The following is an 11,692-nucleotide window of genomic DNA, read 5'->3' as shown; positions in this document are numbered from 1 at the left end:
ACTGTAAGCGTCCATTCTATCGTCAGGAGGCCCCTCACAGCCAGGCGCCCAGAAAAGCGATTAGGCAATGGCAGTATCGGTCGCCTGTTGCAATTCACCTTTACGAGCGAAGTGTTTCTGAGAGAAGGCGATGCGCCGGGCAACGTCGACACCGTCGGGCTGTCGTTCGATGAGGTCCAGGCGACGGCGCAGTCCTTCGCCATTGGCCATCTGGATCGCCAGGCCGGGGCGGGCATTGAGTTCGAGCAGCATCGGCCCGTGCTGGCGATCGAGCACCATGTCGGTGCCGAGATAACCCAACCCGGTCATTTCGTAGCAGCCCGCCGCCAAGGTGAGCAGCGTTTCCCAGTCTGGAATTCGTAAGCTGGCCAGCTCATGGCCAGTATCGGGATGGTCGGTTCGAGGCCGGTCGAACTGCACGCCGCGAATCGCCGTGCCTGTTGCGATATCAATCCCCACACCTACCGCGCCCTGGTGAAGGTTGGCCTTGCCATCCGAGGCTGCGGTCGATAAACGCATCATGGCCATCACCGGATAACCCTTGAATATGATTACGCGAATATCGGGAACCCCTTCGTAGGTGTATTCAGCGAAGGTTTCGTCGAAGGTGATCAACGTTTCGATCATGGCCACATCAGCAGCGCCGCCCAGGGAATAGAGCCCAGACAAAATATTCGAAACGTGGCGCTCAAGATCGTCTCGGTTAAGGCGCGCGCCGCTCGGCTTGATGTAAACATCGTCCTCGACGCGTTCGATGACCAGAATACCCTTGCCACCGCTGCCCTTCGCCGGTTTGATGACGAACCCAGGCAGGCCGTCCACCAGCTGTGTGACATGCTTGACGCCGAATTGGGTCGTCACGGTGCCGATCAGATCCGGTGTGGTGATTCCGTATTCGTGTGCTAACAGCTTGGTCTTCAACTTGTCGTCGACCAAGGGGTAGAGGCGACGATTGTTATAGCGGCCGATGTACCGGATATTGCGCCGGTTCATGCCGACAATCCCCTTGGCGCGGAGTTTTCCCGGGGTCGTCCAGCTACCCATCATGAATCCTCCGTCACCGGCTTGAAGCGTCGAAGCTCAAGCAAGCGATAGCCGGTGTAGTTACCCAGCAGCAGGATGCACGCCATTAGAATCATCTGCACGCCCAAAAAGTTGAACGTGATGTGCCGAACCCAGGGGTTATTCATCGCCAGATAGGCGAGCACGGCGGTAAGCAGGCTGCCGCCGCCTTGAATGATGACCTGCTTGGGGCCTTCTTCTTCCCAGAGAATGGACATCCGCTCGATAGTCCACGCGAGGATGATCATCGGGAAGAACGTGATCGTCAGGCCAGCATTTAGGCCAAAGCGGTAGGAGAGTACCGAGAAGATCGAGATGATGGCGATGACCGTGATGATCACCGCCGACACTCGGGCAACCAGTAGCAGATTAAGATGCGACAGGTAACTGCGTATCACCAGGCCCACGGAGACCACCAGCAGGAAGCCTATCAATCCAGTCGCCAATGAGGTCTGTATGAAGGCCAGGGCGATCAGGACCGGCATGAAGGTTCCCGACGTCTTGATGCCCACCAGCACGCGCAGGAATACCACAACCAGTGCGCCGATCGGAATCAGGAGAATGGTCTGGAAGAGCGCTTGCTCCTCGAGGGGCAGGCTATGGATTGAGAAGTTGAGCAAGGTATCGTCGGCCAACTGATTCCTGACCGCCGCGGCCGCCGGCTGGTTATGCTGGATCATCGAGAAGGTGACATTGGAATTGACGCCGCCCTGAACCTCGAGCACTGCCTGTCCTCGGTCTTCCCACAGCAGCAGGTTCTCAGGGCGACCCTGCTCGCCGGTACGCGGGTCGAACAGCACCCATTCGCCTTGCTGATTGAAGACCTGCAGCCATGAGGTCAGGCTTTGACGACGCCGTCCATCCTCGAGCAGTAAACCGCTAACTTCCCGCGCCTGGACGCCGGCTTCGTTAAGCAGCCTGACCAGCAGTGGGGTCCTGTCGAACTGGGTCAACAGCAAGCGAATATTCTCGCCCTGGCGATTACCAGTAAAATCCCTGACCAACTCGCGAGTAAACGTGAATGGATCGGCACTACGCTGGTAGGCGCGCTCGATGACCTGGCTTGCCGCCGTATCGAAGGGTCGCTCCCAAACGATGTCTCGGGGCAGGGGAGGCGGCTGGCTTTGCTGCTGGCGACTGCCAGGAGGCGTCTCCAGTAGCTGGGCACTGTAATAGAGCTGCTGTGAGCCGGATGCCTGCCGTATGGACCACTGAGCGCGACGTCCCCGTTCGTCTTCCAAAAAGGACAGGCCGTACCCGGACGAGGCTGTGTTTTCCGTCAGGATACGAAACCCTCGCTGATGCGACGGTAGCGCCATATCGACTACGACCGGATTGCCCTGGGCGGAGAATGTGATCAGGGATTCGATCTCCCAGACCTGGCGCTGTTCGCCTGGAGTCCAGGGGACCTCGAACTGGACGTGACGATGAACGCTCAATGCAATGCCGGCGACAAGCAGTACACCGACGATGATATAGAAAGGCAGGCGTGCCATGGATGTCCTTATTGCTCTGTCTCGACCGTTTCGTCGGTTTCGTCACTGGCCTGGTCGCGGTCGGCCTGCTCGGAAGGCGCCCCCCCGGGAAACTCCGGGCGGGGATGAATATAGCGCTGGGACACGTCGATGATGGCAATATCCATCACGAAACGGCGACCCAGTAGCACGGGGAAATTCATGTGGCTTCGATCGGTCAATGTGAACTCAACCGATTCGCGAATGGGCCCCAGCGTCATCAGTAGGCTGACCACCGGACGGCTCTCGTCGCCGGCGGCCTGAACGATACGAACTCGGCGCTGGACAGGCGCTTCGATCCACTGATCGCGAACGGGATCGACCACCACATCGTTTTCACTAAGAGCCAGCTTGAAGCGCACCCAGTTTTCACCGTCACGCTCGAAACGCGTGATGTCCTTGGCGGATAAGGACGATGTGTTGGCCCCGGTATCGATGCGGGCTTTCAGGTAGGTTCCCACATCGGGCAAGCCGATCCATTCGCTATTCCCGAGCAGCTCCTTGTTCTGCAAAGCATCGTTGTCTTCCTGCTTGCATTGTGTCGTGATTACCTGAGGAGCTTCGGTGATCTGTTCGACATCGGCACGCAGGTGACGTACCAGGCTGCCGATTTCCCGGACATCGCGATGCATCACGTGCAGCTTGGCGTTCTGATCCTGCACGCTAAGCTCACCCAGTTCGCAGCGGCTCAACAGGTTCTGCTCCAATGTATTGATGCGCTGTTCGAAGCGTTGCGGATCCAAGGGCGTGGGACGCTCTTCGGCGGGACTCGGTTGCAGTGCACAGCCCGCAAGCAGGCTTGTGGAGATAAACGTTGCGGGAAGCAGAAGCGGCCGAATTCGCATGACGAAAAAGCATTCCTTGAAGGATGTGCTGTAAGAAACCCCGTAGGGGTGAAAACCACCAGCGAATGTTAAGGTGCGCCTTGAAGCGTGTCCAATCTGGAACCTCAGAAATCGTGGCGAAGCGCTAATCTACTCACCTATTTAACATAATATATATTATACGAACCATCGGCTTGAGCTTTCTCATCCAGGCTGGCACCGCTGACGTGTCACCTTGTCGTGCTGGGACGCTCCCATGCACCAAATGGTGTCACGCCATTGTTAGCAATGCACTCTTGTAGACCGGATTCAGCCTGCTCGAAGGATACGCTCGCTACGCTGGTTGTCTGAGTCATTCTCTCTCTTCGTTTCGCAGCTAGACGATCTAAGCCGCTGCCCTATGTGTCGCCATCGGACCAAAGCCCTTGGCCAATGCGGTTGGCACACGGCTTGCTTGTTTAACTTCATGCCGTGACATCAATGGCATGCCCGACGGATCAATGGCGATCCATGAATAGCTCGGGTGTCAGCATGAACTATAGACACCAGGCAAAGGCGCCTGAGGCCGGACACAGCGGTCTCTGGCGCCTTTTTGCTTGTAACCGCTGCGATTGCGATTGAGAAAGAGAGAAAACGATGTCCTATCTAGTACCGACTGAGTTCGTCACCAAAATGGTGGATGCCGGGGAAGCCAAGATCTACATGTCGACCCGCGACGCCCTAATTCGTGCCTTTATGGCGGGTGCAATCCTGGCTCTGGCTGCGGTCTTCGCCGTGACGATAACCGTTCAGACCGGCAGCCCTATCATCGGTGCCATTCTGTTCCCGGTGGGCTTCAGCATCCTCTATCTCATGGGATTCGACCTGCTAACCGGTGTCTTCGTGCTCACGCCGCTGGCATGGCTCGATAAACGCCCAGGGGTCACGATCAGTCGCATCCTGCGCCATTGGGGCGTGGTCTTTACTGGCAACCTGCTCGGGGCCCTGACCGTTGCGGTGCTGATGGCCATCGTCTTTACCTATGGATTTTCCAAACAGCCCGACGCTGTCGGAGAAGCCATCGCCGGCATAGGCCATGCTCGTACCCTGGGGTACAAGGAGCACGGTGCCGGAGGCATGCTGACAATTTTCATACGCGGCGTGCTGTGTAACTGGATGGTGTCGTTGGGCGTCGTCGGCGCCATGATTTCTACCACCGTCAGTGGCAAGGTCATCGCCATGTGGATGCCGATCATGCTGTTCTTTGCCATGGGCTTCGAGCATTCGATCGTGAACATGTTCCTGTTCCCGTCGGCGCTGATCATGGGCGGTGATTTCTCGATCATGGATTATGTGATCTGGAACGAACTGCCGGTCGTGATCGGCAATCTCGTGGGCGGCCTCTCATTGACTGGCTTGACGCTCTATACCACCCATGTACGCACTGCACCCCAGCGCGCGCTCTAAATCATGACGACACGAGTCCCGGCCCATCCTTTCCGGGGCTCGTGCGCGAGACTGCCCTGCCATGACAGCCCGCCTCTCCGTTTCCGTCGGCCAGTATTCAGACAAAGGCCAGAAAGCGATCAATCAGGATTTTCACGGACTTTGCATTCCCGATGAGCCACAACTGAGCACCAAGGGAATTGCCATAGCCCTGGCGGATGGAATCAGCAGTAGCGACGTCAGTCAGATCGCCAGTGAGGCGGCTGTTGGCGGGTTTCTGGAAGACTACTACTGCACCTCGGAAGCCTGGTCCGTCAAGACCTCGGCCCAGCGCGTTCTGATGGCTACCAATTCCTGGCTGCACGCTCAAAGCCAGCGTGGGCAACATCGCTTCGACATGGACCGGGGCTACGTCTGTACGTTTAGTGCCCTCGTCATCAAGGCCCATACGGCGCATCTTTTTCATGTCGGCGATACACGTGTCTATCGTTTGCGCGACAATCAATCCGAATGCCTGACCCAGGACCATCGCTTATGGGTTTCGCAGGAGACGAGCTACCTCAGCCGAGCCCTGGGCATCAATACCCATCTGGAAATCGACTATACTGCGCTCCCTGTCGAAGCTGGCGATATCTTCGTATTCTTGACCGATGGCGTATACGAGTTTCTGGATGAGCATGCCATGGTCGAGATGATTCGGGCGCATCGTGACTCGCTTGACGAGGCGGCGAGTATGGTCGTCAATCAGGCCCTGGCCAATGGCAGTACCGACAACCTGACCGCGCAGATCGTACGCGTGGATACGCTGCCCCGGGCTCAGGCCAGTGACCTTCTGCCCTATCTCGATACCCTGCCGTCGCCGCCGATGCTGGAACCGAGGATGCGCTTTGAAGGGTATCGTATCCTGCGGCAACTTCATGCCAGCAGTCGTAGCCATGTTCATCTTGCCGTTGACGAAGCGACCGGCGCCACCGTCGTTCTCAAGACGCCGTCCATCGATTTGCGAGACGATGCGGCTTATCGTGAACGGTTCATGATGGAAGAATGGATTGCCCGGCGTATCGATAGTCCTCATGTCCTCAAGCCCTACGTTCCCGCACGGCCCCGCGAATCGTTGTATACCGTCGCCGAATACGTAGAGGGTCAGACACTGGATCAATGGATGCGTGACCATCCGAGCCCCGACCTGGAAACCGTCAGGGGGCTCGTCGAGCAGATCGCTAAGGGGTTGCGCGCGTTTCATCGACTGGAAATGTTGCATCAGGACCTTCGTCCCGCCAACGTAATGATCGACAGCACCGGCACCGTCAAGATCATCGACTTCGGCGCTACCCAGGTCGCCGGCATTCACGATATGCAACACGCACGAACCCAAGCCGAGATTCTGGGAACAGCGCCGTTCACGGCGCCGGAATACTTCCTGGGTGACGGTGGGTCTACCCGCTCGGATCAGTACTCCCTGGGCGTGATCGCCTATACGATGCTGACAGGCCGGTTGCCTTATGGCACCCAGGTGTCACAGGCAAGAACGCGAGCCGCCCAGAAGAAGCTCAGCTACCGCCCTGCCTGCGATGGTAAGCGGGGTATCCCGCTCTGGGTCGATGAGGTGTTACGCAAGGCCGTGCATCCGGATCCGCATCGCCGATATATCGTCCTCTCTGAGTTCACTCACGAACTACGCCACCCGAGCGAACATGCCCTGAAGCACACACGCCCTCCCTTGATGGAGCGCGATCCCGTGCTGTTCTGGAAGTGTGTGTCGCTCGTGCTAGCGCTTATGGTTATTGGTTTGCTGGTCAGATAACCGACAAAGAAAAGCCCCGGCAACAATGCTGACGGGGCATGAGCGGTATGCTGGCTGTAATACAGGCCTTTACTGCTCGTTGGGTGGCGCGTAGGAGCCATCTTCCCGATGGACTTCATTACCGGTGATCGGCGGTGTAAAGACGCACGCTAGATGCATGGTCTTGCTGGCACGCAACAGGTGCTCGTCATGCTGGTCGAGAATGTAGATATCGCCCGGCTTGATCGTCCAGATCTTGCCATCGGCCAATGTTTCGACTTCACCTTCGCCTTCAATACAGAACACCGCCTCATAGTGATGCTTGTAATGAATATGAGTTTCAGTCCCTTCATAGATACGGGTGATATGGAAGGAGAAACCACCCCCATCACTGGCCAGCAACAGACGCGTACTATCCCAGGCGCCAGTCTCGGCGGTAACCAGGCGTTCTGACTTGCGGGCTTCTTCAAGGTTGCGCACGATCATCGAGATAATCCCCTACTCTGCGGTTTGCGTTCAGCTTGTCTACCAAGCAGAAGCTCGACCCGCGAGAAAACGGGCCGAACTCGTCATTTACGTCCGTTGTCGACGACGGGCGCTCATGCAGCGTTAGCTAAATACATGTTTGACGCTAGACTCGAGGATGTCCAGGCCTTCGAGAAGATCTTCATCGCTGATCGTCAGCGGGCAAAGACACTTGACTGCCTGACCGTCGTGGCCGCTGGTTTCGATAACCAGACCGCGCTTGAAGGCCTCCATGGTGATCTTGTCTGCATTGTCGCCAGTACCGACATCCAGGGCGCGCATAAGACCACGGCCGCGCTCGGAGGCAGTGATCCCCTTCCCGCCCAGCCATTCGGCCAATTGCTGGAAACGCTCCTCGACGATGCGTGCCTTGCGCTGAACATCGCGCTCGAGGGTGTCATCGCTCCAGAAGTGACGCAGCGCCGCAGTCGCGGTAACCATCGCCAGACTGAAACCACGAAAGGTGCCGTTGTATTGACCCGGCTGCCACTTGTCCAGATCGGGACGCATCAGCAGGTGTGAGAATGGCAGGCCGTACCCTGAGAGCGACTTGGAATTGGTGACCATGTCCGGCTTGATGCCCGCATGCTCGAAGCTGAAGAACTTGCCGGTACGACCGCAGCCCGCCTGGATGTCATCGATGATGAGTAGAATCTCTTCACGCTTGCAGAGCTGGTCCAGGCGCTGCAGCCACTCGATACTGGCCGGGTTGATCCCGCCCTCACCCTGAACCGTTTCGACGATGACCGCAGCGGGACGATCAAGGCCACTGGAATTGTCGCCCAGCAGCTTCTCGAAATACGCGAGGGTATCGACGCCCTCACCCAGATACCCGTCGAAGGGCATGAAGGTGCCGCCTGAGGTGGGGATACCGCCGGTGGCCTCACGGAATTTACGATTGCCGGTGACCGCCAGCGAGCCCATGGTCACACCATGGAAGCCGTTGGTGAACGATACGACGTTGTGACGGCCCGTGGCCACACGAGCAAGACGAATCGCTGCCTCGACGACATTGGTACCCGTCGGCCCTGGCAACTGCACCTTGTAGTCCAGGCCACGCGGCTTGAGGATCACTTCCTCAAGCGCTTCAAGATAGTCGCGCTTGGCCTTGGTCCACATATCCAAGCCATGGACGATGCCATTGCTGGAGATGTAATCCATTAGCGCCTGCTGCAGCTTGGGATGGTTGTGACCATAGTTGAGCGTACCGGCGCCGGCGAGAAAATCGATGTACTGCTTGCCGTCCTCGGCGGTGAGGCGTGCGCCCTTGGCTTCGGTGAATACCACCGGAAACGAGCGTGAGTAGGTTCGAACTTCGGATTCCATGCGTTCGAGGATCTGGGTCAGCATCATGACCTCCTGGTCGATGGTCTAAACGAGAGGGAGAGGTCAGACGACAAAGGCATCGTCTGACTCAGGAAGGAAGAGAGTGATGAGCAGCGAATCAAATGTGCCCGGGGTCGAACGGCCCGATGCGCACCAGATTTTCGGGGTCATGCTCACCACCGAGTTGATCCGTTGAAAAGTACTCGCGGCTGTTCAGCGGGGCCTGCCAGCGGTTGGCAAGACGCTTGAACAACCCCCACGACGCCTCGTTGTCGGGCGTTATGGTGGTTTCTAGATGGCGAACGTCGGCGAGTTCCGGTCGCCCCATCACGGCCTCGACAAGACGCCGTGCCAGCCCAGTGCCCCGCGCTTTTTCGCCAACGGCCACCTGCCAAAGGAAATAGGTATCGGGGGCGTTGTTCTTCACGTAACCGGAAACGAAGCCCACGATATCGCCTTCCTCATCTGTCGCTACCGCACAGCTATCTCGGAACTGCGTGGCGAGCAGGAGATAGGCATAAGCGGAGTTCACATCCAAGGGGGGGCAGGCTTTGACCAGTTCGTAGATACCCCACCCGTCATCGGGGTTGGGCTTGCGAATAAAGAGGGACGTCTTGGCGCTGCCTACCACTGCATCGGCCACGCTAGGGCGCGCGAGATCAGCGGAAGGCGTGAAAGGCTGCGTCGTTGTCAGATTCATGTATATAGTTCGCTGTTGGCGAATTCGCGAATTAGTATAACAAGGACTTATGGACAGATCAAAGTGGTTTTTATCGTCAGGCGTGGAGTCTATAAAACAAAATTATACAAGCGTGATGAAACGTAACTTTTCTTAGGATCGTTTCCTCGCGCTCATCTCAAGAATAGTCGATGAAAACGAATTGGCGAGCCCGAAAACGACGAAGGCTACCCCATGGAGTAGCCTTCGCTAACGACCGAGAACCTTTAGCGACGCGTTATGCTGCGCATGGTGACGAACTCCTCGGCGCCGGTGGGATGAATACCCACGGTGGCATCGAAATCGGTCTTGGTAAGGCCGGCACGCACGGCAATGGCGATCCCCTGGATCACTTCTCCAGCCTCTTCACCAACCATATGGGCGCCGACCACGCGATCGCTGGCATCGTCGACAACCAGCTTCATCAGGCAGCGTTCCTCGCTACCCGATAGCGTATGCTTCATCGCCCTGAAGTCGGCCGTATAGATGCGCACCTGTTCGAATCGCTCACGGGCTTCCTCTTCCGAGAGCCCGACCGTGCCGATGTTGGGATGGCAGAACACGGCGGTAGCGATGTTGTCATAGTTCAGCGGCCGTGGCGTGGCATCACCGAAGTGATGCTGGACCATATGCATGGCTTCAGCGAGGGCCACCGGTGTCAGCTCCGGCCCCCCTGTCACATCCCCTAGCGCCAGAATGGAAGGAATGGACGTTTCATAGCGCTCATTGACGCGTAGTGTGCCATTGGGGTTGAGCTCGATGTCCATGTCATCCAGCCCGAGGCCTGCAAGGTGCGGTTTGCGGCCTGTTGCAGCCAGGACCGCGTCGACTTCCAGAGTCTCGCCATTGGTCAGGCTTACGCGTAGGCCCCCTTCGACCTTTTCGATACTCTCGATATTGGTCTCGAAATGCAGGTTGACGCCCTTCTTCTGCATTTCATCCCGAGTGAACTCGCGAACCTCTCGATCGAAGCCGCGCAGGAAAAGCTCGCCCCGATAGACAAGGTGCGCTTCGCTACCCAAGCCGTTAAAGATGCTGGCGAATTCGACGGAAATGTAGCCGCCCCCCAGCGCCAGGAAACGCTTGGGGAAATGATCCAGATCGAAGATCTGGTTCGAGTCGAGCACGTATTCGTTGCCGGGAAAATCCGGTACCCAGGGCCAGCCGCCGGTAGCGACGAGAATTTTTTCTGCACTGATGGTCTGGTCGCCTGCCTGTACCCGATGCGCATCGAGTATCTTGGCGCGAGCATTCAACAGGGTGACCCCGGCATTATCGAGCAAGCGGCCATAGATGCCGTTAAGGCGCTTGATTTCCTCGATCTTGTTGTCGCGTAGGGCCGCCCAATCGAAGCGTGGAGCTTCGCTGAATGACCAGCCGAAACCGGTGCTGTCCTCGAAGGCGTCATGGAAATGCGCTGCGTACGAATAGAGCTTCTTGGGAACGCAGCCGACATTGACGCAAGTGCCGCCGAGATAGCGGTCTTCGGCAACCGCGACGCGAGCACCTGTAGCTGCCGCAGTACGCGCTGCACGAACGCCGCCTGAACCGGCACCAATGACGAAAAGGTCATAGTCGAACTCGGACACAATGGTCTCCTGGCACTTGAAGGGATTGGTAGGTCTGGTTTGAATGGGCGACATCATACCAGCCAATGCTTTCAGTCGGGAGGGCTGGGTCGTTGACCGCGACCGATGCGGCAGGTAAAAGAACCACCACAGCCTACATCGAAGCGATATCGATCTCCCCCGACCCATGCGAGGCAGCCAGAATGAAAAAAGAAATGCAGCTGTTACTGGAGCGGAATCGCCAATGGGCCGATTCCGTACGTCGTACTGATCCTGAGTTCTTTTCGCGCCTTTCTCAGCAACAGAACCCCGACTACCTCTGGATAGGCTGCTCCGATAGCCGGGTGCCTGCCAACCAGATCGTCGACCTGCCACCCGGCGAAGTCTTCGTGCATCGCAACGTGGCCAACCTGCTGCACCACAACGATATGAACGCCTTGTCGGTGGTGCAATTTGCCGTCGATGTGCTCAAGGTCAAGCACATCATGGTCGTGGGACATTATGGCTGTGGCGGTGTTCGTGCCGCTGTCACGGGGGGCGAGTTCGGCATGGTCGACTTCTGGCTGCACTCCATTCGCGAGCTTTATAGCCGCCATCGCAAGGATCTGGAGGGAAAGAGCCTGGAGGAGCAAGTCGATCGCATGTGCGAACTGAACGTCAAGGCCCAGGTCGACAACCTGTGCCGCACCAAGATCGTCCAGCAAGCCTGGGTGCGTGGTCAGCCCCTTGCGGTACACGGCTGGGTATATGGCCTCGATGACGGTTGCGTGACCGATCTGGAATGTACAGTCGAAGGACTCGAGCAGGTGCCTCAGCTCTATCGTGTCGACCGTTTCTCACCGGTAGAGGACAACAGCAACTGAATTACCGTCTCGTCACAGTGGGCATCATTCGGTGAGTGAATGATGCCTGTCATTATTTCGATTGTGTCATCGATCCCCTGCTGA

At 57.5% G+C, this 11,692-nt stretch carries 10 protein-coding genes; 3 read left to right on the top strand and 7 right to left on the bottom strand.

The genetic code is table 11. The features are described from left to right. Positions 1-60: 60 nt before the first annotated feature. From JH15_RS00705 to JH15_RS00695, 3 genes are read right to left on the bottom strand one after another with little or no spacing between them, the layout of a single operon-like run. The gene (locus JH15_RS00705) at positions 61-1,047 is read right to left on the bottom strand and encodes an alpha-L-glutamate ligase-like protein (protein ID WP_043526033.1); all 987 of its coding nucleotides are present in this window, start codon (positions 1,045-1,047) and stop codon (positions 61-63) included. Then, positions 1,044-2,558, bottom strand: coding sequence for a UUP1 family membrane protein (locus JH15_RS00700; protein WP_043526031.1), 1,515 nt, complete (start codon positions 2,556-2,558; stop codon positions 1,044-1,046). The genes JH15_RS00705 and JH15_RS00700 overlap by 4 nt, the downstream gene beginning before the upstream one ends. A gap of 8 nt (positions 2,559-2,566) precedes the next feature. Beyond that, positions 2,567-3,421 carry an ATP-dependent zinc protease family protein gene (locus JH15_RS00695; protein WP_043526029.1) on the bottom strand — a complete coding sequence of 285 codons (855 nt, stop codon included), beginning with the start codon at positions 3,419-3,421 and terminating at the stop codon, positions 2,567-2,569. Positions 3,422-4,036: 615 nt separating this feature from the next. On the opposite strand from JH15_RS00695, the gene JH15_RS00690 reads away from it, so the two are divergent. Both JH15_RS00690 and JH15_RS00685 read left to right on the top strand, forming a co-directional pair. Further along, positions 4,037-4,846 (top strand): formate/nitrite transporter family protein, encoded by an 810-nt coding sequence (locus JH15_RS00690; RefSeq protein ID WP_043526026.1) that lies wholly within the window; start codon positions 4,037-4,039, stop codon positions 4,844-4,846. A gap of 61 nt (positions 4,847-4,907) precedes the next feature. Continuing rightward, entirely contained in the window at positions 4,908-6,629 is a 1,722-nt protein-coding gene (locus tag JH15_RS00685; protein ID WP_052383826.1) for a bifunctional protein-serine/threonine kinase/phosphatase, read from the top strand. A 69-nt stretch (positions 6,630-6,698) separates the two neighbouring features. On the opposite strand, the gene JH15_RS00680 is transcribed toward JH15_RS00685, so the two are convergent. From JH15_RS00680 to gorA, 4 genes are all read right to left on the bottom strand, one after another. Continuing rightward, positions 6,699-7,094: an ectoine synthase gene (locus JH15_RS00680; protein ID WP_043526021.1), complete on the bottom strand. Its 396-nt coding sequence runs from the start codon at positions 7,092-7,094 to the stop codon at positions 6,699-6,701. 123 nt (positions 7,095-7,217) lie between these two features. Further along, a complete protein-coding gene (gene ectB, locus JH15_RS00675) occupies positions 7,218-8,483 on the bottom strand; it encodes a diaminobutyrate--2-oxoglutarate transaminase (protein ID WP_043526019.1) in 1,266 nt (421 codons plus the stop codon). 94 nt (positions 8,484-8,577) lie between these two features. Continuing rightward, positions 8,578-9,159, bottom strand: coding sequence for a diaminobutyrate acetyltransferase (gene ectA, locus JH15_RS00670; protein WP_043526016.1), 582 nt, complete (start codon positions 9,157-9,159; stop codon positions 8,578-8,580). A 245-nt stretch (positions 9,160-9,404) separates the two neighbouring features. After that, positions 9,405-10,766, bottom strand: a complete 1,362-nt coding sequence (gene gorA / locus JH15_RS00665) for a glutathione-disulfide reductase (protein ID WP_043528526.1) — start codon at positions 10,764-10,766, stop codon at positions 9,405-9,407. A 194-nt stretch (positions 10,767-10,960) separates the two neighbouring features. On the opposite strand from gorA, the gene can reads away from it, so the two are divergent. Next, on the top strand, positions 10,961-11,608 hold the full coding sequence (gene can, locus JH15_RS00660; protein ID WP_422730540.1) for a carbonate dehydratase: 648 nt from the start codon (positions 10,961-10,963) through the stop codon (positions 11,606-11,608). The last annotated feature ends 84 nt before the right edge of the window (positions 11,609-11,692 follow it).

It is taken from the genome of Litchfieldella xinjiangensis (genome assembly GCF_000759345.1).
Lineage (GTDB): Bacteria > Pseudomonadota > Gammaproteobacteria > Pseudomonadales > Halomonadaceae > Litchfieldella_A > Litchfieldella_A xinjiangensis.
Note: the sequence above shows the minus strand (reverse complement) of the source record. Positions and strands in the feature narration are given on the sequence as shown.

Bases quoted from the DNA above. Each gene is read 5' to 3' on its own strand.
- JH15_RS00705 (WP_043526033.1), bottom strand. From the start codon at position 1,047: ATGATGGGTAGCTGGACGACCCCGGGAAAACTCCGCGCCAAGGGGATT.
- JH15_RS00700 (WP_043526031.1), bottom strand. From the start codon at position 2,558: ATGGCACGCCTGCCTTTCTATATCATCGTCGGTGTACTGCTTGTCGCC.
- JH15_RS00695 (WP_043526029.1), bottom strand. From the start codon at position 3,421: ATGCGAATTCGGCCGCTTCTGCTTCCCGCAACGTTTATCTCCACAAGC.
- JH15_RS00690 (WP_043526026.1), top strand. From the start codon at position 4,037: ATGTCCTATCTAGTACCGACTGAGTTCGTCACCAAAATGGTGGATGCC.
- JH15_RS00685 (WP_052383826.1), top strand. From the start codon at position 4,908: ATGACAGCCCGCCTCTCCGTTTCCGTCGGCCAGTATTCAGACAAAGGC.
- JH15_RS00680 (WP_043526021.1), bottom strand. From the start codon at position 7,094: ATGATCGTGCGCAACCTTGAAGAAGCCCGCAAGTCAGAACGCCTGGTT.
- ectB (WP_043526019.1), bottom strand. From the start codon at position 8,483: ATGCTGACCCAGATCCTCGAACGCATGGAATCCGAAGTTCGAACCTAC.
- ectA (WP_043526016.1), bottom strand. From the start codon at position 9,159: ATGAATCTGACAACGACGCAGCCTTTCACGCCTTCCGCTGATCTCGCG.
- can (WP_422730540.1), top strand. From the start codon at position 10,961: ATGCAGCTGTTACTGGAGCGGAATCGCCAATGGGCCGATTCCGTACGT.